This window comes from Massilia sp. (assembly GCF_031995545.1).
GTDB lineage: Bacteria > Pseudomonadota > Gammaproteobacteria > Burkholderiales > Burkholderiaceae_D > Telluria.
Window position 1 is genome coordinate 24,452 of record NZ_DAMAGA010000023.1, and the last position, 21,852, is coordinate 46,303.

A 21,852-nucleotide genomic window follows, 5' to 3' on the forward strand; every position below is an offset into this window, starting at 1 on the left:
CATGAAGCTGGGAACCGTGACACCGATCCTGCGCATCTTCGACGAAGCCAAAACCAGGGAGTTCTACCTCGGCTTTCTCGGCTTCATGGTCGACTGGGAACATCGTTTCGAGCCGGGTCTCCCTTTGTATCTGCAGGTGTCGCGCGGCGCTTGCGTGCTGCACCTGAGCGAACACCACGGCGACTGCTGTCCCGGCGCTGCGCTGCGCATCGACGTCGACGACATCGACGCTCTGCACGCTGAGCTGGCCGGCAAGCAGTATGGCTACGCGCGGCCGGGGATCGACGACACACCGTGGGGATCGCGCGAGGTGAGCGTGAAGGATCCATTCGGGAACCGGTTGACTTTCACGCAAGCGGATGCAGCTGCCTGAATAACCGGTCCTGGGCCGACACCGCCTGGCAGACGAGTCATGGCAGGATGTGACGGCAGGATGGCATTGCCGCCAACGACGGCCCTTCCTAGAATGACGTCATCCCCACCCGAGAGGCGACGATGGACACCACCCTGCACATTGGATTCCTGCTGTTTCCGAACGTGACCCAGCTCGACCTCACCGGTCCGGCCCAGGTGCTCAGCCGCGTGCCCGGCGCCAGGACCCACCTGGTGTGGAAGACATTGGACGCGGTACCGACCGACGTCGGCTTCAGCATCAACCCGACCACTACCTTCGCCGATTGCCCGCAGCTCGACGTGCTGTGCGTGCCGGGCGGCTTCGGTGTCGAAGCGCTGTTCGAGGATGACGAGACGCTCGGCTTCCTGCGCCGCCAGGCGGAGCACGCGCGCTACGTGACCTCGGTCTGCAACGGCTCGCTGGTGCTGGGCGTGGCCGGGCTGCTGCGCGGCTATCGCTCGGCCTGTCACTGGATGTGGCTGCCCTTGCTGGCGCGTTTCGGCGCCGAGCCGGTGGCCGAGCGCATCGTACGCGACCGCAACCGGATCTCGGGCGGCGGCGTCACGGCGGGGATCGACTTCGGTTTCGCGCTGGCGGCCGAACTGGCGGGCGAGCAAGCGGCGCGCACCATCCAGCTGGCGCTGGAATACGATCCGCAGCCGCCGTTCGACGCCGGTTCGCCGCAAAATGCCGGGCCTGAGATCGCGGCGCGCCTGCGCGCGTTGCAAGGCGAGCGCTTGCAGCGGGTGACGGCGACGCTCGATCGTGTTGCAAGGGCAGATGGACAGAGAGCCTCGACGGCGCCGGGTTGACCAAAGCCGACTAAGTGCGGCGCGTTTATGGTCTTTGTACCGCTGCATCCAGACGCTTGAACAGCGCCTGATGCAGGCTGCGCGTGTGCGCCGTCATGTGGCGCCGCGCGTGTTCGATTTCCTTCAGCTCGCGTTGCGCCAGCGCGTCCTGGCCGTTGGCGAGCGCCCACAGCGCCAGTTCGGCCCGCGCCTCGATGCCGCCGAAGCGCTCCACCACCGATTCGTACTTCGCACCGGCCTGGTCCTGGCGGCCGACTGCCGCGTACGCGCCGGCCAGCACCAGGCCGACGTCATCGGGACGGAATCCCGGCTGCTTCTCCTGGAGCGGCTCCAGCAACCCGATCGCATTCGCCGGCTGGCCATTGGCCACATGCGCGCGCGCCGCGCCCAGGATCACTTCCGCGTCGCCCGCGAACGGGCCGCGCAGGCAGGCCTCGTACTGCTCCACCGCCTGCGCCGTCTGGCCTGCCGCCAGCAGGGCGCCGGCCAGGCGCATCTGGTTGTGGGCGGTGGGGGGCAGGTCGAATTCGCGCTGGGCATCGCGCACGTCGCGGCCAGGGTCGAGGTTCTTCTGGATCGCGCGCGCGGCGATGCGGCCGCGGCGCTCGAGGCGCGACGAGGGCAGGTATTCGACCACGAAGTACACCAGGCTGCCCAGGAGCGGGAACGAGAACAGGATCAGCAGCCAGTACATCTGGCGGCCGGTGCGCAGGGCGTGGATGGCGAAGAGGAGGGCGATGAAGAAGTGAAGTCCGAGTCCGATGAAGGGCATGGCCGTGCGAGGTTCGTTGTTGTCGGGAGGCGACCGGCTATGAAGGCCGCATTGGCCGCAACGATACCGTCAATCGGGGGCGGGATTTCTATTGAATTGTCACTGACGCGGCTTATCTAGTCGGGTGCCGCCACGTCCACGATCGTCTGGCCCGCGAGCGCGCGGATGCGCGGCTCGACGTAGTAGCCGCCGGCTTCCACATAAGTCAGGCAGCAGCGGCGGCACACGCTGCATTGCTGGACCTGACAGCGGTTGTACGGGAAGTGCTGCAGGGCGACCGGCGCCTCGGGCGACCAGTAGTGGGTGCCGGCCGGATGGTATTCGGCGTAGGTCGGCTCGGCATACGGATCGCCGGCCAGCGTGCCGACCGCGCGCATCTGCACCTGCGGGAACGCGGTCGGCACGCGCGTCCATTCGCGATACGTGTCGATGCCGCAGTCGCACGCCTGCGTGACCTGCGCCGAGGCGGCGGCAAGCAAGGTCAGTTCATCGAGGTCCGGCTTGTGGTCAGTCGTCATGTCGTCAAACCTTCAGGAATTCCTCGCGCCCGCCCAGCCAGCGCGCCAGGTGCGCTTCGACCACTGCCATCCGCTCCGGCGTCTCGCCCTCCAGCAGGTACTGGGCTACGTCGCGCGCGCGGTCGACCAGCCACTGGTCGGTTTCCAGGTCGGCGAAGCGCAGCATCGCCTGGCCCGATTGGCGCGCGCCGAGGAATTCGCCGGGGCCGCGGATCTCCAGGTCGCGCCGCGCGATCTCGAAGCCGTCGGTGGTTTCGCGCATCGTCATCAGGCGCTGCTTGGCGACTTGCCCCAGCGGCGACTGGTACAGCAGCAGGCACACCGAGGCCGCCGAGCCGCGACCGACGCGTCCACGCAGCTGGTGCAGCTGCGACAAACCGAAGCGCTCAGCGTGTTCGATCACCATCAGCGAGGCGTTCGGCACGTCGACCCCGACCTCGATCACGGTGGTGGCCACCAGCACGTGCACCTGGCCCGCCGTAAAGGCATCCATCACTTCCTGTTTCTCGGCCGGCTTCATGCGGCCGTGCACCAGGCCCACCTGCAGATCGGGCAGCGATTCGGCCAGCGTTTCATAAGTCTCGGTCGCGGTCTGCAGCTGCAGCGCTTCGGATTCCTCGATCAGCGGGCAGACCCAGTACACCTGGCGTCCTTCCAGCGCCGCCGCGTAGACGCGCTCGATCACTTCGTCGCGCCGCATCTGGTCGATGGCGCGCGTGACGATCGGGCTACGCCCCGGCGGCAGCTCGTCGATCACCGACACTTCGAGGTCGGCGTAATACGTCATCGCCAGCGTGCGCGGGATCGGCGTGGCTGACATCATCAGCTGGTGCGGCACCAGGCCGTCGCTGCCCTTGTTGCGCAGCGTGAGGCGCTGGCCGACGCCGAAGCGGTGCTGTTCGTCGACGATCACCAGGCCCAGTTTCGCGAACTGCACCGTGTCCTGGATCAGCGCGTGGGTGCCGATCACCAGATGCGCTTCACCTGACTCGATCAGTTCATTCGACGCGGTCTTTTCCTTTTTCTTCAGACTGCCCGTGAGCCAGGCGACCTTCACGCCGAGCGGCTCCATCCAGGCCGCGATCTTCCTGAAGTGCTGCTCGGCCAGGATCTCGGTCGGTGCCATCAGCGCGGCCTGGTAGCCGCTGTCGATCGCCTGCGCCGCGGCCAGCGCCGAAACCACGGTCTTGCCGCTGCCGACGTCGCCCTGCAGCAGGCGCTGCATCGGATAACCCTCGCGCAGGTCGGCGCGGATCTCTTCCACCACGCGGCCCTGGGCGCCGGTGAGCTTGAACGGCAGCGCCGCCAGGAATGCTTCGGACAAGGCGCCGACCGCGCGCAGATGCGGCGCACCTTTTTCGCGGCGTGCGCGCTGCGCCCGTTTCAGGGACAGCTGCTGCGCCAGCAGTTCGTCGAACTTCATGCGCTCCCAGGCCGGATGCGACTTCTCGCTCAGCGCGTATTCGTCGACGTCGGCCGGCGGATAGTGCAGCAGCTTCACCGCCGGCTCGAAGTCGATCAGTTCCAGGCGCTTGCGGATCGCGGGCGGCACCGTATCGGTCCAGTCGATGCGTTTCATGGCGTCGGCGATCGCACGGCGCAAAATCGTTTGCGACAGGCCTTCGCCAGCCGGGTACACGGGCGTGAGCGAAGAGGGCAGGGGCGCACCTTCGTTGACCACCTTATAGGTCGGATGGACCATCTCGGCGCCGAAGAAGCCGTGCTTGAGGTCGCCGCGCGCGCGGATGCGCACGCCTTCCGCCATCTGCTTGGTCTGGCTGCCGTAGAAATTCATGAAGCGCAGCAGCAGGTCGCCGGAGTCGTCCTGGATCGTCACCAATAACTGACGCCGTGGCTTGTAGCTGATCTCGTTCTTGACCACGACGCCTTCGACCTGCCAGGTCTGGCCGCCGCGCATGCAGGCTTCGCGAATGGTGACGATACGCGTCTCGTCCTCGTAGCGCATCGGCAGGTGCAATACCAGGTCCATGTCGCTGCGCAGTCCGATGCGGGCGAGCTTGCTTTCGAGGGTTTTGGGTGGGTTTGTGGTCTTGGAGGCGGGCATATCGCGGCAAAAAGGCGCTTGCTGACGTAAAATAGAGGGTTCGCCGTATGCGCTGGAGCCTGTATTGTAAAGCTGGCAGCGCTTCTTTGCTAAGAATTGAGAATCATGTACTCGCTTTCCGATTTCGACTTCGAGCTGCCGCCCGAGCGCATCGCGCAACTGCCGCTGCCCGACCGCAGCGCTTCACGCCTCCTGCAACTCGACGGTGACCGGATCACCGACCGCCATTTCGCCGACATCGTCGACCAGCTGCAAGCCGGCGACCTGCTGGTGATGAACAACACGCGCGTGCTCAAGGCGCGCTTCTTCGGCGTCAAGGAGACCGGCGGCCAGGTCGAGGTGCTGGTCGAGCGCGTGCTCGACAACCGCACCGTGCTGGCCCAGGTGCGCGCTTCCAAGTCGCCCAAGCCCGGCAACCGCATCCGCCTGGCCGACGCTTTCGACGTCACCACCGGCGAGCGCGCCGGCGAATTCTTCACGCTGCATTTCGACGGCGACGTGTTCGAGCTGATCGAGGCCCACGGCCGCCTGCCGCTGCCGCCGTACATCGAGCACACGGCCGACGAATTCGACGAGCAGCGCTACCAGACCGTGTACTCGAAAGAGCCGGGCGCGGTCGCCGCGCCGACCGCCGGCCTGCACTTCGACCAGCCGCTGCTGGACAAGCTGGCCGCCAAGGGCGTCAACTTCGCTTATGTGACGCTGCACGTCGGCGCCGGCACCTTCCAGCCGGTGCGGGTCGAAGACCTGTCCGAACACAACATGCACACCGAGTGGTACACCATCGCGCAAGAGACGGTGGATGCGGTGCGCGCGGCGAAAGCGGCCGGGCGCGACGTGGTCGCCGTCGGCACTACCAGCTTGCGCGCGCTGGAATCGGCGTCGCAGTCGGGCGAACTGGTGGCCGGCAGCGCCGACACGGCCCTCTTCATCACGCCGGGCTACACCTTCAAGACGGTGAGCCGCCTGGTGACCAACTTCCACCTGCCCAAGTCGACGCTCTTGATGCTGGTGTCGGCCTTCGCCGGCTATGCGCCGATCCGCAAGGCGTACGCGCACGCGATCGCCAACGAATACCGCTTCTTCAGCTATGGCGACGCCATGCTGTTGACCACGCAGTCACGCTGAACCTCACGCTAAAGAACACGATGCTCGAATTTACCCTCCTTAAAAAAGATACCAGCGGCCTGTCGCACGCGCGCCGCGGCCGCCTCAAACTGAATCACGGCACCATCGAAACCCCGATCTTCATGCCGGTCGGGACCTACGGCTCGGTCAAGGCGATGGACCCGGTCGAACTGAAGGAAGTCGGCTCGCAGATCATCCTGGGCAACACCTTCCACCTGTGGCTGCGTCCCGGCGTGGACGTGATGAACAAGTTCGGCGGCCTGCACAAGTTCATGGGCTGGGACAAGCCGATCCTGACCGACTCGGGCGGCTTCCAGGTGTTTTCGCTGGGCGCGATGCGCAAGATCACCGAGGAGGGCGTCAAGTTCGCGTCGCCGATCGACGGTTCGCGCCAGTTCCTGTCGCCCGAAATCTCGATGCAGATCCAGCGCGCGCTGAACTCGGACATCGTGATGCAGTTCGACGAATGCACCCCGTACGAGATCGACGGCCGTCCGGCCACCGCCGAAGAAGCGGCCAAGTCGATGCGCATGTCGCTGCGCTGGGCCCAGCGCTCGATGAACGAGTTCAAGGGCGGCGAAAACCCGAACGCGCTGTTCGGCATCGTCCAGGGCGGCATGTACGAGCACCTGCGTGACGAGTCGCTGGCCGGCCTGGAAGACATCAATTTCCCGGGCCTGGCGATCGGCGGCCTGTCGGTGGGCGAGCCGAAAGAGGACATGAAGCGCATCCTGGCCCACGTCGGCCCGCGCCTGCCCGAGAACAAGCCGCACTACCTGATGGGCGTCGGCACGCCGGAAGACCTGGTCGATGGCGTGGCGAACGGCGTCGACATGTTCGACTGCGTGATGCCGACCCGGAACGCGCGCAACGGCTGGCTGTTCACCCGCTTCGGCGACGTCAAGATCAAGAACGCACGCTACAAGGAAGACCAGGCGCCGCTGGACGAGAGCTGCGACTGCTACTGCTGCAAGAACTTCTCGCGCGCCTACCTGCACCACCTGCACCGCTCGAACGAGATCCTGGGTGCGCGCCTGAACACGATCCACAACCTGCATTACTACCTGAAGCTGATGCAGGAGATGCGCGATGCGATCGATGTGGATGGGTTCAACGAATTCCGCATCAAGTTCAATGCCGACCGCGCGCGCGGGGTGTAAGTGCCTACATACTGCTGAGCTGGCATGACGACACGCCGGCCAGGTGCTTGATCGATCGATCCGCTATCCCCGCTCCTGCGGGGATAGTGCTTTCTGGACCACGGTGCGCGATGGGTTGGTACTCGCTCACCGCCAATCCCACGCCGATGCCGTCTTTACGCGCCCGGCATGAAATGTTCGCCAAGTCTTGTAATTCCAATTAGCAAGACAAACCTGGGTCCAGATTTGGCTTGCGGCGACTTGCCGATGCTAGAATACACCGCTTCTTTTTTTAACTTCACAATCGGAGTTCTTGTGTTCATTTCCAATGCGTACGCGCAAACTGCCGCTGCAGCCGATCCTGGCCTGATGGGCAGCCTGACTACTTTCCTGCCGCTGATCCTGATGTTCGTGGTCATGTACTTCCTCATGATCCGCCCGCAGCAGAAACGCCAGCGCGAACTGAAAGCGATGATGGACGCACTGACCAAGGGCGACGAAGTCGTCACCGCCGGTGGCATCGTCGGCCGTGTGTCGAAAGTGACTGACAGCTACGTCACCCTGGAAATCGCAGCCGGTACCGAAATCACCGTGCAAAAGAACGCGGTGACCACCCTGCTGCCGAAAGGCACGCTGAAAGCCCTGTAAGCCAGCCGTGCGGCGCCTGCGCCGCACCGCCTAACCCGAACGCCGGAACACTATGAATCGCTATCCCGTCTGGAAATACCTACTGATCGTCTTCGCGCTCCTGATCGGCGCGTTGTACACGGTGCCTAACTACTTCGGCGAAACGCCGGCGTTGCAGGTAACCTCTGGTCGGTCGACTGTCAACGTCACCAGTGCCACCACCACCCTGGTCGAGGATGCGCTCAAGCGTGCCGGCGTTCCGTCCACCGGCGTCAGCTTGCAAGGCAGCGGCCACAATACGTCCGTGAGCGCCCGCTTCGCCGGTACCGAAGAGCAGTTCAGGGCCAAGACCGCCCTCGAGCGCGAACTGAACCGCGACCCGACCAATCCCGATTACATCGTCACCGTCAACCTGGTGACCAATACCCCGGCCTGGATGCAGAAGATCGGCGCCGCGCCGATGAGCCTGGGCCTGGACTTGCGCGGTGGCGTGCACTTCCTGCTGCAGGTCAACACCAAGGAGGTGTTCGAGAACAAGATCAAGGCCCTGCAGGCGGCCGTGCGCAGCAACCTGCGCGAAAAAGACGTGCGCCATGCCGGCATCGAACGCGTGGGCGACACCATCGAAGTGCGCTTCCGCGACGCCGCCACCCGCACTGCCGCGCGCAACGTGCTGGCCGCGCAATCGCAAGAGCTGGCCTTCGCCGACGCTGCCGACGGCGCCGACCAGAAGCTGGTCATCACCCTCAAGCCGGAGGCGCTCAAGCGCACCGTCGAAGACGGCGTGAAGCAGAACATCGTCACCCTGTCCAAGCGTATCAATGAATTGGGCACCACCGAGCCGATCATCCAGCAGCAGGGCGCCGACCGCATCGTGGTCCAGCTGCCGGGCGTGCAGGACGTGGCGCGCGCCAAGGACATCATCGGCCGCACCGCGACGCTCGAACTGCGCATGGTCGACAACAGCGTGACCCCGGGCACCGAACTGTCGGCCGCCATCCCGCTGAACTCGGAACTGTTCACCGAAGGCCGCGGCGCCCCGATCGTGGTCTCGAAAGACATCGTCCTGACCGGTGACTACATCTCGAGCGCGGTCGCCAGCTTCGACTCGAACCAGCAGCCGGCCGTGTCGCTCGACCTGAACGGCGACGGCGGCCGCCGCATGCGCCTGACTACCCGGGAAAACATCGGCAAGCGCATGGCGATCCTGCTCAAAGAGAAGGGCAAGTACAGCGTCCTGTCGGCGCCGGTGATCCAGGGCGAATTCGGTTCGACCTTCCAGATCACCAATATGGGCACCTCGCAGGACGCCAACGAACTGGCGCTGCTGCTGCGCTCGGGCGCGCTGTCGGCGCCGATGGAATTCGTTGAAGAACGCGTGATCGGCCCGCAGCTGGGCGCCGAGAACATCTCGCGCGGCATCCACTCGACCGTGTGGGGCTTCGTGGCGATCGCGGTCTTCATGATCATCTACTACCACCTGTTCGGCGTGTTCTCGGCGCTGGCGCTGGCGGCCAACGTGCTGTTCCTGCTGGCCCTGCTGTCGCTGCTGCAGATCACCCTGACCCTGCCGGGTATCGCGGCAATCGCGCTGGCCCTCGGTATCGCGATCGACTCCAACGTGCTGGTCAACGAGCGTATTCGTGAAGAATTGCGCGCCGGCGCCGCGCCGCAGGCAGCGATCTCGGCCGGCTTCAAGCACGCCTGGGACACCATCGTCGACTCCAACGTGACCACCCTGATCGTCGGCCTGGCGCTGCTGATCTTCGGTTCCGGTCCGGTGCGCGGCTTCGCCGTGGTGCACTGCCTGGGCATCCTGACTTCGATGTTCTCGGCGGTCTTCGTGGCCCGTGGCTTCGCCAACCTGTGGTACGGCCGCAAGAAAAAACTGACCAAGATCTCGATCGGTACGGTCTGGCAGCCGGGCATGTCGCCTAACAAGCCTCAGCAGTAATCAGCGAATACAAGATCGGACTGAAGACATGGAATTTTTCAAGATTAAACGGGATATCCCGTTCATGCGCCACGCGTTGATCCTCAACGTGATCTCGGTGCTGACGTTCGTCGCTGCGGTGTTCTTCCTGTTCCACAAGGGATTGAACCTGTCGGTGGAATTCACCGGCGGCACCGTGATGGAACTGCACTACCCGCATCCGGCGGACCAGGAAAAGATCCGCACCACGCTGCGCGGCATGGGCTACTCGCACCCTGAAGTGGCCAGCTTCGGCACCGCCCAGGACATCATGCTGCGCCTGCCGATCGTGGAAGGTACGCCGGCGGCCAGCGCCTCCGGCGCCGTGTTCAACGCCATCTGCGCGTCGGAAAGCGGCACGCCGAAGGTCACCCAGATCACCACCGCCAAGGGCGAAGTGGTGAACCGCAGCAGCTGCGTCGCCGCCGGCGACAAAGAACTGCTGAGCCTGCAACGGGTTGAATTCGTCGGCCCGTCGGTCGGCGACGAGCTGGCCCAGAACGGCCTGAACGCGCTGATCATGGTGGTGGTCGGCGTGGTGATCTACCTGGCGATCCGCTTCGAGTGGAAATTCGCGGTGGCGGCGATCGTCGCCAACCTGCACGACGTGGTCATCATCCTGGGCTTCTTCGCCTTCTTCCAGTGGGAATTCTCGCTGACGGTGCTGGCGGCAATCCTGGCTGTGCTGGGCTACTCGGTCAACGAATCGGTGGTCATCTTCGACCGTATCCGTGAAATGTTCCGCAAGCAGCGCAAGATGACGGTGCCGCAAGTCATCGACCACGCGATCACCAGCACCATCTCGCGGACCATCATCACCCACGGCTCGACCCAGATGATGGTGCTGTCGATGCTGTTCTTCGGCGGCTACGCGCTGCACTACTTCGCGATCGCGCTGACCATCGGCATCTGCTTCGGCATCTATTCGTCGGTGTTCGTGGCGGCGGCGATGGCGATGTGGCTGGGCGTCAAGCGCGAAGACCTGATCAAGCCGGTCAAGGAAAAGGACGAGACCGACGGCGCCGTGGTGTAAGACACTGCGGTTTGCCTCGAAAATGCCGCCCGGCTCTGCCGTGGCGGCATTTTTATTTGAAAACGATGTTTTGGAGAAGTTGCCCGGATTGTGTGTGGCAACGTACAGAGTGCCGGGCAGAGTGGCCCTATAGTGGACTCGTCTCTTTCAGGACATCCCTAGTTTTGGACTTCAGCCCGCTCCCCTTAACGGAGCGGGTTTTTTTTGCCCGTTTTTTTGCTCATTGAGGCAAATCAGGCGTCACACAAAAAAGTAGCGACATTGTGAAATGGCGCACGGAGCGCCTGTCACACCAGGCCTAAGATGGACCTGTCTCTTTCAGGACATCCCTAGTTTTGGACTTCAGCCCGCTTCGGCAACGAAGCGGGTTTTTTTTTGCCCCGATATTTGCACGAACGGGGCGCAGGCCGGATCACCGGCCCGGCTGTTCACATCCGCCACGGATGGTTGCGGTCGCCCTCGATGGCGCCGTCGAGATAGGTCGCGGCGCTGATCAGCGCCAGATGAGTAAACGCCTGTGGGAAGTTGCCCAGCAATTCAGCCTTGCTGGTGAACTCTTCCGCATACAGCCCCAGGTGGTTGCCGTAGGCCAGCAGCTTTTCCATATGGGTGCGCGCCTGCTCGATGCGTCCGGCGCGTGCCAGGCACTCCACGTACCAGAACGAGCAGGCCGCGAACGCGCCTTCGCGCCCGTCCAGTCCATCGTCGCGGTCGTAGCGCATCACCAGCGCGTCGTCGCTGAGTTCGGCGCCGATCGCATCCAGCGTCCTGAGCCAGGCCGGATCGGTGGAACCGACGAAGCGCACCAGTGGCATCATCAGCATCGCGCCGTCCAGCTCGCGCGAACCCTTGCTGCGCACGAAGTGGCCGGCTTCCTCGTCCCAGAAGTTGTCCCAGATATCGGTCGAGATCGCATTGCGGGCCGCGATCCAGCGGTCGAACGGCGCCGCCAGCGAACGCTTGCCGGCGAGCCGGATCGCGCGGTCCACTGCCACCCAGCACATCAGGCGCGAATGCAGATGTTCCTTCGGTTCTTCGCGCCCTTCCCAGATGCCGGCATCGGGGCGCTGCCAGTTCTCGCACACGAAGTCGACCACGCGGCATACCCCCACCCAGTCGGCGTGCGAAATCGCTTCGCCGTATTTGTTATTCAGGTAGATCGAGTCGAGCAGGGCGCCGAAGATGTCCAGCTGCAGCTGGCTGGAAGCGGCGTTGCCGATCCGTACCGGCTGCGAGCCGGCATAGCCGGCCATGTGCTCGAGATCGGTCTCCTGCATGGCCGGGCTGCCGTCGAGGGAATACATGATGCGCAGGTGGCCGTCGTCCGGGGCGCCGCAGCCGGCCAGGTCGGAGGCCCAGCGGGTGAAGGCCTTGGCTTCGTCGGTGTAGCCGAGCCGGATCAGGGCGTACACCGTGAACGAGGCGTCGCGGATCCAGGTGGCGCGGTAGTCCCAGTTGCGCGAGCCGCCCGGCACTTCGGGCAGGCCGAAGGTGGCGGCGGCCACGATCGAGCCGTGGCGGTACGAGGTCATCATCTTGAGCACCAGTGCCGAGCGCGTCACCGCGCCGCGCCAGCGGCCCTTATAGGTGGAGCGTGCGGCCCAGCGCTGCCAGCGCGCGATGATGTCCTCGACCAGTTCGTCCCGTCCCTGCTGGTCGGGCAAGTCGTCGCCGTCCTCGTCGAGTATTACGTCGAGTACCTGGCCCGCGTGCAGCTCGAAGGAGGCGCGTGCGCCGCCCTCGTGGGCGCTGAACTCGACCGGCGCGCTCAGGCGCAGGCGCGGCGCGCCCGGGGCCGAGAACACCACCTGGCCGTCGCCCACCTCCACCTGCGGCTGCTTGCGCGCATAGTCCAGGCGCGGCTGGCAATCGAGGGCGAAGCGCACGCTGCCGCGCAGTACGCGCACCCGGCGCAGCAGGCGCGGCGCGCCATGGCCGAGCTCTTCCGGACCGCTCATCAGGTCGGTGATCTCGGCGCCGACCTCGTCGCCCATCCAGTGGGTGAGCAAGACGTTGGTGTCCGGCACGTAGGTCTGCACCACGCGCGCATTCTCGATCTCGGGCGCGAGCGTGAAGTGGCCACCCTGTTCGGGGTCGAGCAGGGCGGCGAAAACGCTCGGGCTGTCGAAGTCGGGCCAGCACAGGAAATCGATCGCGCCGTCATTGGCCACCAGCGCCATGGTGGCTAGGTTGCCGATCACGCCGTGGTCGGCGATGGTGCGCAGCGGACGCGGCGGGGTGACGGCGGGTGTCGCGGTAGGGGAATGTTCAGCCATTGTCTTCGAACCCCGGATACAGCGACATGCCGCCGTCGAGCAGCACCGAGGCGCCGGTCATGTAATCGGCCTGGTCCGAGGCCATGAACAGCGCCAGCGCCGCCACGTCGTCGGTGTCGCCGATGCGGCCGTAGGGAATCAGTTCCAGCAGTTTCTTACCGGCCTCGCCCTCGGTGGCGTCTTCATTGATCGGGGTGCGGATCGCGCCCGGCGCGATGCCATTGACGCGGATCCGGTCGCCCGCCACTTCCTGCGCCAGGGTGCGCATCAGCATGGCGATGCCGCCTTTCGAGGCGGCGTAGTTGGCGTGGCCGGCCCAGGGGATGATCTCGTGGACCGAGCTCATGCACAGGATGACGCCGTTGGCGCGCATCTGGCCGCGGTTGCCCTGCTTGCGGAAGCGCCGGATCGCTTCGCGCGCGCACAGGAACTGGCCGGTCAGGTTGACGTCGATTACCTTCTGCCAGTCGGCCAGGCTCATCTCGGCGATCGGCGCGTCCTTCTGGATGCCGGCGTTGGCGACCAGGATGTCGATGCCGCCGAAGGCGTCGTCGGTTTCCTGGAACAGGCGCGCGACGTCGTCTTCCTCGGCGGTATTGCCCTGCACCGCGCGCGCCTGGCCGCCGGCGTCATGGATGGCTTGCACGACCTCGTCGGCCTGCTCCTGGTTGCTGTTGTAGTTGACCACCACCCGCGCACCGGCGCGGGCAAAGGCGATGCAGACGGCGCGCCCGATGCCGGAGTCGCCTCCGGTGACCAGGGCCACACGTCCGTTCAGGTTCAGATGCATGTTCTTCCTTTCCATGGCTAGCGCCGCGCCAGCTGGCAGCGCGGACGGAATATGGAACGACGTTAACATGAAAGCCGGATGCGAACGGCACGGCAGGCGGGCAGGCAGCCACTGGCACCGAAAGCGAGAAATTGGACCGGAGAATGGATGTTAGTGTGAAGCAGCGCACCGAGTGCGTGCGGTGCGGCTCGTAAGATGGACCTGTCTCTTTCAGGACATCCCTAGTTTTGGACTTTGCCCGCTCGCTGAGCGGGCATTTTTTTTTATGCGAGATGCGCTTACATCAGCGCCGAGCTCAGGCTTTTCACTTCCTCGCCCGATTCTTCCAGCACCTGCTTCAGGGTACCTTCGCCGATCACGAAGTCGATCGTCGCGGCGGCATTCTGGGTGGTCGCGCCCGGCGGCGTGAACAGCGGCGACGGGAACGGCGCCAGGTCGTTGGCCAGCAGCAAGGTGTCGCCCAGCGTTTCCGGCGGCAGCGCGCGCATGCCCTTCCACATGGCTTCGATCGCATCCATCACCGGACCCGGCACGCCCAGCTTGTGCAGCACGCCGCGCCCGATCGCCGCTTCGCCATGGTCGAGCCAGGCGTCCAGATTATCGTCCAGCAGGCCCGGCATCGACTCGGCGCGCGACAGCAAATAAAAGCCGCCCACTTCGTGCACGATGCCGGCGAACAGCGCGGTCTCGGGATCGACGAAGGACACGCGGCGCGCGATCACCTGTGCCAGCGCCGCCACGTGGGCCGAGTGCGCCCACAGCGCGTCGGCCTTCTGGCGCAGGCCGGGATCGCGGATCTCGCTGGCCAGCTGGCGCACGGCGACCGCCGCCGCCAGCGCGCCCAGGGTACGGAAACCGACGCGCTGGACGGCGGCGCGCACATTGGTGACGTCGTTGCCGGTGCGGTTATAAGCCACCGAGTTGGCGATCGCGACCGTGCGCGCGGCCAGCAGCGGCTCGGCCTGGACCAGGCGCGCGGCGGCGTCGATGTGGCAATCGGGTTGGCCCAGGGCACGCTGCAGCGTGAGCGTGGCGTGCACGCTGGTCGGGAAGGCAAGCTCGCCGCGGCCGGCTTCGGCAGCGACGGTGTCGAGAGCGGAGAGTTGGTCCATGGAAAAATTATACCTTCAACACAACATTCGACCGCTAAAAATATTGCTGTAGGGCATTAAGCAAGCGCGGGTGTGGCTGAATCGCGTCTTTACACTTCGGCGAAGATGGCGTCGCAGCCTTCCTTCTGTTCTTCCAGCTCTTCCAGTTCGTCGACCAGGCCCAGGTCGGCCAGTTCTTCCACCGCGTTCATGAAGCTGTTGAGCTTGGCGGCACCGATCAGGCGATAGATTTCGCCGTCTTCGTTGCGCACGCCGATCAGCATCGGTTCCTGTTTGACTTCGTCGAGCGGGGCGACGTCGAGCAGGATATTGCCCGTGATGTGCTTGTCGAAGTGGGCCGGCTTCAGGCCGTCGATCAGGGATGTTTTCAAGATGGTTCCTTCAGGTGGATGGTAATGGAGCTTGGTCGGTACCGGCGCCGTCTTGGCCGTCATGGCTGGCGATGCGCGCACGCAGCAGGGCCAGCGCGGCTTCGAGCGTTTCGAAGTCGGCGTCGCTGTAGGCAGTGAACAGTTCTTTTCCCCGTGCAATTACTTTCGGGAACACGTCGCGGAATACCGCATCGCCCGCAGGCGTCAGGCGCACGAAGAACGAACGCTTGTCGTCGGTGCTGCGCTCGCGCAGCACCAGGCCTTTCTGTTCCAGGCGCTCGATGACGCCGGTCAGGGTGCCCTTGGTGATCAGGGTGCGTTCGCCCAGTTCCTTGTAGCTCATGCCGGTGGTATTGCCGAGCGTGGCGATGATATCGAATTGCGCATGGGTCAGGCCGTTGTTGCGCACCGCATTGCCGGAGACGCGCTCGAAGCCCTGCATGCACTCGGCCAGCAACCGCACGCTTTTTAGATATCGTTCTCCCATGGGCGTGGATTATAGCCGCCTGTCGCGTGGCGCGTTGCCAGCCTCGCAAGCGGCGCACCCAACCGTCCGGGATATGCGTAAAGCATCCCGGACTGCCGCAGGTTGTTCTCCGGTATGATGACGGACCACTTATTGCGCGGGCCGCCGGCCCGCTTCGCCTGCCATGTTCCTGAGCACCACCGATGCACGCAGCTGACCTCGCCGTCCTGGCTCAGGAACGGCCGCTGCGCATCGTGCTGGTCAACGCCGGCGAGCCGGACACGCTGACCTGGTCCGGCCTGTACCAGCCGCTGCGCCTGGCGGCCAAGGTGCTGGGCCCGGAGCGGCTGCACGTCGACGTGCGCAGTCCCGACAAGTTCACCGGCGACCCCGGCCGCCACTGGCACCTGGTGCTGCTGGCGGCCGACGAATCCGAAGCCGGCCTGCGTCCCGCCAACAGCCGCGCCCTGATCGAGCGCTGCCGCGCCGCGCCGTTCTGGGGCGGAGTCGGCGCCGGCGTGCTGTGGCTGGCCGACGCCGGCGCCCTGCAGGGCGCGCGTGCGGCGCTGCCGTGGGCGCTGTATCCGGACGTGAATGCCCAGGCCGAGCAGGCGCTGCTCAGCCCGCACCTGTACGAGATCGACGCCAACCGCCTGACCTGCTGCGGCGGCGCCGCCAGCGTCGATTTCGCGCTGACCCTGGTCGACCTGCTGTTCGGCGCCACCGCCCAGGCGCAGGTGAAAGAGATTCTATGCGTGGACCGGGTGCGCGGCCCGGACGAGCGCCAGCGGGTGGCGCTGCAGGCGCGTTTCGGGATGCTGCAGCCGAAGCTGACCGAGGCGGTGGCGCTGATGGAAGCGAACATCGAAGAGCCGCTCTCGACCGACGACATCGCGCAGCTGGCCGGCATTTCACGGCGCCAGCTGGAGCGCCTGTTCAAGCAGTACCTGGGCAGCCTGCCGTCGCGCTACTACCTGGAATTGCGTCTACGCCGCGCGCGGCAATTGCTGCTCGATACCAACCACTCGATCGTGCAGGTGGGGCTGATGTGCGGCTTCTCGTCGGGTTCGCATTTTTCGACCGCGTTCGGGGCCTTGTTCGGGAATACGCCGCGGGAAGAGCGACAGCGCAAGCTGGCGCAATAGCAGCGTACGCTCTATCCACAAACCTCAACGCCGTCATCTCCGCGCAGGCGGGGACCCAATTCCCGCGCTTAGTGAGAACGCATGCGCTAATGGGTGTGCGAGCAAACTTGGGTCCCCGCCTGCGCGGGGGATGACGGTCTTGAGGGTAGCGGTGAAATAGTGAGGCTGTGTTTACGCTGCCGCCGCCGTCCAAAAATGAAAAACCCCGTCGCACTTCTAAAAGAACTTGTCAGAAAGCGTTCCTATAATGGCCCATCGTGCGGGCCCCATGCCCGCTCTCCTTTATCCTGTAGCTCACACTGTTTTTCGATGAGGAAGAAGCCATGAACGCAAAGCTTGATTCGGGTGTCACCACGCGGCCTGTCACTCGCCAGACCTTCGACGAGGTCCTGGTGCCGACCTACGCCCCGGCCGAGATGATCCCCGTCCGAGCTTCCGGCCTCGACGTGTGGGACCAGCAGGGCAAGCATTACCTCGATTTCACCTCGGGCATCGCCGTCTCGAGCCTGGGCCACGCCAACCCGAAGCTGGTCGCAGCCCTCACCGAGCAGGCCAACACCGTCTGGCACCTCGGCAACGGCTACACCAACGAGCCGGTGCTGCGCCTGGCCTCGGCCCTGATCGACGCCACCTTCGCCGAACGCGCCTTCTTCTGCAATTCGGGCGCCGAAGCCAATGAAGCGGCCCTGAAACTGGCGCGCAAGTATGCGCACACCAAGTTCGGCCCGCACAAGTCGCGCATCGTGTCGTGCCTGTCGTCGTTCCACGGCCGCACCCTGTTCACGGTGTCGGTCGGCGGCCAGCCGAAGTACACCGAAGGCTTCGAGCCGCTGCCGCCGGGCCTGAACCACATCACCTACAACGACATCGACGCCGCGCGCGCCGCCATCACCGATGACGTGGCTGCCGTGATCGTCGAGCCGATCCAGGGCGAGGGCGGTGTCATCCCGGGCAATCCGGACTACCTGAAGGCGCTGCGCGAGCTGTGCGACCAGACCGGCGCGCTGCTGGTGTTCGACGAAGTGCAGTCGGGCGTGGGCCGCACCGGCACCCTGTATGCCTACGAACAGATGGGCGTGCAGCCGGATATCCTGACCTCGGCCAAGGCGCTCGGCAACGGCTACCCGATCGGCGCCATGCTGACCACCACCGAGATCGCGCAGCACTTCAACGTCGGCGCCCACGGCACCACCTACGGCGGCAACCCGCTGGCGGCGACCGTCGGCCTGGCCGTGGTCGAGACCATCAACCAGCCGGCCTTCCTGGCACGCGTCAAGGAAGCCAGCAGCAAGATCTTCTCCAACCTGAATCAGCTGACGCTCGACTACCCGCAGGTGTTCGGCCAGGCGCGCGGCATGGGCTTGCTCATCGGCCTGCCGATGGCGGACGGCTTCAAGGGCCGCGCCAAGGACTTCACCAAGGCCTGCGAAAAACTCGGCCTGATGCTCTTGATCGCGGGCGCCGACGTGGTGCGCCTGGCGCCGGCCCTGATCGTCTCGGACGAGCAGATCGCCGAAGCCGACCGCCTGATGCGCGCCGCTGTGGCGGAATTCGCCAACGCCTGATCCAACCCGGTTGCGCGTCCGGCCTGCCCATCCGGGCGCCGGGCGCGCGACTGCATCCAGGGAGTCCCCATGTATGTAGTCCGTCCGGTGGAGCGCGCCGATATCGGCACCCTCGAGGCCATGGCCGCGGTATCGATGCCGGGCGTGCACACGCTGCCGCGCACGCGCGAAGGCGTGCACGCGGCGGTCGAGCGCTCGATCGCCTCGTTCGCGGCCAAGGTCGACATCCCGAGCGAAGAATCCTACCTGTTCGTGCTGGAAGACCTGCGACGACGAGAAGTGGTCGGCACCGCCATCATCCACGCTTCCGCCGGTTCCAACGGCACCTACTTCGCCTTCCGCAACGACGTCATCCAGCAGGTCTCGCGCGACCTGAACATCAGCCACAGCGTGCACGCGCTGACGCTGTGCTCCGAACTCACCGCCTACTCCCAGCTGTCGGGCTTTTTCCTGACCCACCGCGAACGCGCCGGCGTCGAAGCCGCGCTGCTGTCGCGCGCGCGCCTGCTGTACGCGATGCTGGCGCCGCACCGCTTCGGCGACCGCTTCTTCGTGCCGCTGGCCGGCCGCCTGGATCACGAAGGCCAGTCGCCGTTCTGGAATGCGCTGGGCCGCAAGTTCTTCAAGATGGACTTCCTTGAGGCCGAACGCCTGATCGAGGGCGCGCGCAACCGTACCCTGATCGTCGAACTGATGCCGCACTACCCGGTGTATGTGCCGCTGCTGCCGGGCGACGCCCAGGCCGCGCTGGGCCAGATCCATCCGAGCGGCCAGCTGGCCTTCGACCTGCTCACGCAAGAAGGCTTCGAGGCCGACGAGTACATCGACATCTTCGACGGCGGCCCGATCCTGCAGGCGCACAAGAACGCGCTACGCTCGTTCTGCGGTTCGCAGCGGCTGAAGGTGGCCAATGGCGGCGCGCCTGTTGAAGATGGCCAGGAGCTGGTCGACTATGCGGTGGCCAGCACCGCCCAGTCGTTCCGCGCCGTCACCGTGCGCTGTGCGCCACTCGAATGCGCGCAGAACGTCCACCTGCCGCGCGAAGCCCAGCAGGCGCTGGGTGTGACGCCGGGCGACGAGGTGGTGTGCTTGCGCATCGGTTCCAACGAGGGAGATGCAGCATGCTTGTAATCCGCGCCGCCAAACTGTCCGACCTGGACGCCCTGATCGAGATGGCGCGCCAGGCCGGCAGCGGCATGACCACGCTGAAACCCGATCCCGAGATGCTGGGCCAGCGCCTGGCCACGTCCGAAGCCTCGTTCGCCGAAACCATCGCGCCCGAAGCGCGCGATTACATGTTCGTGCTCGAGCACACCGCCCAAGGTAGGGAAAATGCGAGCATCGCCGGCGTGTGCGCCATCAAGAGCGCGGTCGGCCTGACCGAGCCGTTCTACAACTACCGCATCGGCACCCTGGTGCACTGCAGCCGCGAGCTGGACGTGTTCACGCGGATGGAGACGCTGTACCTGTCGAACGACCTCACCGGCTCGACCGAACTGTGCTCGCTGTTCCTGCTGCCGCAGTACCGCGCCGGCTTCAACGGCAAGTGGCTGTCCAAGAGCCGCTTCCTGTTCATCGCCCAGTTCCAGCACCTGTTCACCGAAAAGATCATCGCCGAGATGCGCGGCTACCAGGCCGAGGATGGCACGTCGCCGTTCTACGAAGGCCTGGGCCGCCACTTCTTCAAGATGGATTTCAACCACGTCGACGGCCTGACCGCGATCGGCAAGAAGTCCTTCATCGCCGAGCTGATGCCGCGCCAGCCGCTGTACGTCGACTACCTGCCGCAGGCGGCGATCGACGTTATCGGCCAGGTGCACACCTCGACCCAGCCGGCGCGCCGCCTGCTGGAGCAGGAAGGCATGCACTACGAAGGCTACGTCGACATCTTCGACGCCGGTCCGGTGCTGCAGGGCCGCGCGTCCGAGCTGCGCGCGGTGCGCGACAGCGTGCTGGCAACAGCGGTGCTGGCCGAAGAAGGTATCGAGCATGAAGAGACCGAACACGTGCTGATCGCGAATACCCGCCTCGACGACTTCAGGATGATCCTCACCCGCGCCGTGGCCGGCGCCACCCGCGTCGCGCTCACCGCGCAGGAGCTGCAGCAGCTGCACTGCGCGCCGGGCGACGACGTGCGGACCCTGACTCTGATTACAAGGAAAAGCGCCCATGGCTAATCTGTCGAACGCATTGTCCAACTACATCGCCGGCGAATGGCTCGCCGGCAGCGGCCCGGAACTGGTCACCGTCGATCCATCGACCGGACGCCAGACCTGGACCAGCAACGCATCGAATGCCGATGACGTGGCGCGCGCCGCGCAAGCCGCACATGACGCCTTCGAAGCCTGGGCGCTGGCGCCACTGGAAGAGCGCATCGCGGTCTGCACGCGTTTTCGCGACCTGCTGAAAGAAAACGCCGAGGAACTGGCCGCCACCATCGCCGAAGAAGTCGGCAAACCGCTGTGGGAAGCGCGCACCGAAGTGACCACCATGGCGGCCAAGGTCGACATCTCGGTCCAGTCCTACGGCGCGCGTACCGGCGAGAACATGAACAAGGTCGCCGACGGCAACGCCGTGCTGCGCCACCGTCCGCACGGCGTGTTCGCCGTCTACGGTCCGTACAACTTCCCCGGCCACCTGCCGAACGGCCACATCGTGCCGGCCCTGATCGCCGGGAACACACTGCTGTTCAAGCCGAGCGAATACGCGCCGCGTACCGCGGTGAAGACCGTGCAGCTGTGGGAACGCGCCGGCCTGCCGAAGGGCGTGCTGAATCTGGTCAACGGCGGACGCGACACCGGCATCGCCCTCGGCCAGAATCCGCTGATCGACGGCGTGCTGTTCACCGGCAGCAGCCAGACCGGCGCCGCGCTGCACAAGCAGTTCGGCGGCCAGCCGGGCAAGATGCTGGCGCTGGAAATGGGCGGCAACAATCCGCTCGTCGTTTGGGACGTGACTGATATCGACGCCGCCGTGCACCACACCGTGATGTCGGCCTTTATCTCGGCCGGCCAGCGCTGCACCTGTGCGCGCCGGCTGGTGGTGCAGGACAACGAAGCAGGGCAGGCCTTCCTGAAACGCCTGGTCGAAGTCGCGGCCGGCCTGCAGGTCGGCGCTTCGAACGCCGAGCCGCAGCCGTTCATGGGCCCGGTGGTCTCGAGCGCCGTGGCAGCGCGCCTGGTGCAGGCGCAGGCCGAGATGGCACAGAAGGGCGGCAAGGTGCTGCTGCAGATGCGCCAGCTCGACCCCAACGCCGGCTTCGTCACCGCCGGCATCGTCGACACCACCGATGCGCAGGGCATCCCCGACGAGGAATGGTTCGGCCCTCTGCTGCAGGTCATCCGCGTCAACGATTTCGACGCCGCCCTGCGCGTGGCCAACGCCACCGAATTCGGCCTGGCCGCGGCGCTGCTGTCGCCCGACGAAAGCCTGTGGCAGCGCTTCGCCGTGCGCGCCCGCGCCGGCATCGTCAACTGGAACCGCCCGACCACCGGCGCGGCCAGCTCGGCGCCGTTCGGCGGCGTCGGCAAGTCGGGCAACCACCGCCCCAGCGCCTATTACGCGGCCGACTACTGCGCCTATCCGGTGGCCTCGATCGAGACCGCGGAACTGGCCATGCCGGCCAAGCTGTCGCCGGGCCTGTCGTTCCCGCAAGGAGCCGCATGAT

At 65.5% G+C, this 21,852-nt stretch carries 20 protein-coding genes; 12 read left to right on the forward strand and 8 right to left on the reverse strand.

Annotated elements, in window-relative coordinates; translation table 11 throughout:
* The first annotated feature begins 1 nt into the window (after position 1).
* Entirely contained in the window at positions 2-373 is a 372-nt protein-coding gene (locus RTQ83_RS15820; RefSeq protein WP_312516524.1) for a glyoxalase superfamily protein, read from the forward strand.
* A 122-nt stretch (positions 374-495) separates the two neighbouring features.
* The gene (locus tag RTQ83_RS15825) at positions 496-1,206 is read left to right on the forward strand and encodes a DJ-1/PfpI family protein (protein WP_312516526.1); all 711 of its coding nucleotides are present in this window, start codon (positions 496-498) and stop codon (positions 1,204-1,206) included.
* A 25-nt stretch (positions 1,207-1,231) separates the two neighbouring features.
* Here the strand turns inward: RTQ83_RS15825 and RTQ83_RS15830 are convergent, their stop codons facing one another.
* The 3 genes from RTQ83_RS15830 to recG form a co-directional block, all read right to left on the reverse strand.
* Positions 1,232-1,978: a tetratricopeptide repeat protein gene (locus RTQ83_RS15830; RefSeq protein ID WP_312516528.1), complete on the reverse strand. Its 747-nt coding sequence runs from the start codon at positions 1,976-1,978 to the stop codon at positions 1,232-1,234.
* Between the two features lie 116 nt (positions 1,979-2,094).
* Positions 2,095-2,496, reverse strand: a complete 402-nt coding sequence (locus tag RTQ83_RS15835; protein WP_312516530.1) for a hypothetical protein — start codon at positions 2,494-2,496, stop codon at positions 2,095-2,097.
* Between the two features lie 4 nt (positions 2,497-2,500).
* Complete coding sequence (gene recG, locus RTQ83_RS15840; protein WP_312516532.1) at positions 2,501-4,561, reverse strand: ATP-dependent DNA helicase RecG; 2,061 nt, start codon at positions 4,559-4,561, stop codon at positions 2,501-2,503.
* A gap of 105 nt (positions 4,562-4,666) precedes the next feature.
* On the opposite strand from recG, the gene queA reads away from it, so the two are divergent.
* The 5 genes from queA to secF all read left to right on the forward strand — a co-directional run bounded on the left by queA (position 4,667) and on the right by secF (position 10,460).
* Entirely contained in the window at positions 4,667-5,689 is a 1,023-nt protein-coding gene (queA, locus tag RTQ83_RS15845) for a tRNA preQ1(34) S-adenosylmethionine ribosyltransferase-isomerase QueA (RefSeq protein WP_312516534.1), read from the forward strand.
* A gap of 20 nt (positions 5,690-5,709) precedes the next feature.
* The gene (gene tgt / locus RTQ83_RS15850) at positions 5,710-6,849 is read left to right on the forward strand and encodes a tRNA guanosine(34) transglycosylase Tgt (RefSeq protein WP_312516536.1); all 1,140 of its coding nucleotides are present in this window, start codon (positions 5,710-5,712) and stop codon (positions 6,847-6,849) included.
* 294 nt (positions 6,850-7,143) lie between these two features.
* Positions 7,144-7,476, forward strand: a complete 333-nt coding sequence (yajC, locus tag RTQ83_RS15855; protein WP_312516538.1) for a preprotein translocase subunit YajC — start codon at positions 7,144-7,146, stop codon at positions 7,474-7,476.
* 52 nt (positions 7,477-7,528) lie between these two features.
* Positions 7,529-9,409: a protein translocase subunit SecD gene (secD, locus tag RTQ83_RS15860; RefSeq protein WP_312516540.1), complete on the forward strand. Its 1,881-nt coding sequence runs from the start codon at positions 7,529-7,531 to the stop codon at positions 9,407-9,409.
* 28 nt (positions 9,410-9,437) lie between these two features.
* The gene (gene secF, locus RTQ83_RS15865) at positions 9,438-10,460 is read left to right on the forward strand and encodes a protein translocase subunit SecF (protein ID WP_312516543.1); all 1,023 of its coding nucleotides are present in this window, start codon (positions 9,438-9,440) and stop codon (positions 10,458-10,460) included.
* Between the two features lie 428 nt (positions 10,461-10,888).
* On the opposite strand, the gene RTQ83_RS15870 is transcribed toward secF, so the two are convergent.
* The 5 genes from RTQ83_RS15870 to RTQ83_RS15890 all read right to left on the reverse strand — a co-directional run bounded on the left by RTQ83_RS15870 (position 10,889) and on the right by RTQ83_RS15890 (position 15,496).
* Entirely contained in the window at positions 10,889-12,736 is a 1,848-nt protein-coding gene (locus RTQ83_RS15870; RefSeq protein WP_312516545.1) for a glycoside hydrolase family 15 protein, read from the reverse strand.
* Complete coding sequence (gene fabG / locus RTQ83_RS15875) at positions 12,729-13,526, reverse strand: 3-oxoacyl-ACP reductase FabG (protein WP_312516547.1); 798 nt, start codon at positions 13,524-13,526, stop codon at positions 12,729-12,731. Before fabG ends, RTQ83_RS15870 begins: the two co-directional genes overlap by 8 nt.
* A 278-nt stretch (positions 13,527-13,804) precedes the next feature.
* Entirely contained in the window at positions 13,805-14,638 is an 834-nt protein-coding gene (locus RTQ83_RS15880; protein ID WP_312516549.1) for an HDOD domain-containing protein, read from the reverse strand.
* 89 nt (positions 14,639-14,727) lie between these two features.
* Positions 14,728-15,009: a hypothetical protein gene (locus RTQ83_RS15885; protein ID WP_312516551.1), complete on the reverse strand. Its 282-nt coding sequence runs from the start codon at positions 15,007-15,009 to the stop codon at positions 14,728-14,730.
* A 10-nt stretch (positions 15,010-15,019) separates the two neighbouring features.
* Entirely contained in the window at positions 15,020-15,496 is a 477-nt protein-coding gene (locus RTQ83_RS15890; protein WP_312516553.1) for a MarR family transcriptional regulator, read from the reverse strand.
* A gap of 182 nt (positions 15,497-15,678) precedes the next feature.
* On the opposite strand from RTQ83_RS15890, the gene RTQ83_RS15895 reads away from it, so the two are divergent.
* The 5 genes from RTQ83_RS15895 (at position 15,679) to astD (ending at position 21,851) form a co-directional block, all read left to right on the forward strand.
* Positions 15,679-16,620 (forward strand): helix-turn-helix domain-containing protein, encoded by a 942-nt coding sequence (locus RTQ83_RS15895; RefSeq protein ID WP_312516555.1) that lies wholly within the window; start codon positions 15,679-15,681, stop codon positions 16,618-16,620.
* Between the two features lie 323 nt (positions 16,621-16,943).
* On the forward strand, positions 16,944-18,185 hold the full coding sequence (gene astC / locus RTQ83_RS15900) for an acetylornithine/succinylornithine family transaminase (protein WP_312516557.1): 1,242 nt from the start codon (positions 16,944-16,946) through the stop codon (positions 18,183-18,185).
* Between the two features lie 69 nt (positions 18,186-18,254).
* Positions 18,255-19,316 (forward strand): arginine N-succinyltransferase, encoded by a 1,062-nt coding sequence (locus RTQ83_RS15905; RefSeq protein WP_312516559.1) that lies wholly within the window; start codon positions 18,255-18,257, stop codon positions 19,314-19,316.
* Complete coding sequence (gene astA, locus RTQ83_RS15910) at positions 19,307-20,362, forward strand: arginine N-succinyltransferase (RefSeq protein WP_312516561.1); 1,056 nt, start codon at positions 19,307-19,309, stop codon at positions 20,360-20,362. Before RTQ83_RS15905 ends, astA begins: the two co-directional genes overlap by 10 nt.
* The gene (gene astD / locus RTQ83_RS15915) at positions 20,355-21,851 is read left to right on the forward strand and encodes a succinylglutamate-semialdehyde dehydrogenase (protein ID WP_312516563.1); all 1,497 of its coding nucleotides are present in this window, start codon (positions 20,355-20,357) and stop codon (positions 21,849-21,851) included. Before astA ends, astD begins: the two co-directional genes overlap by 8 nt.
* Position 21,852: the final 1 nt, after the last annotated feature.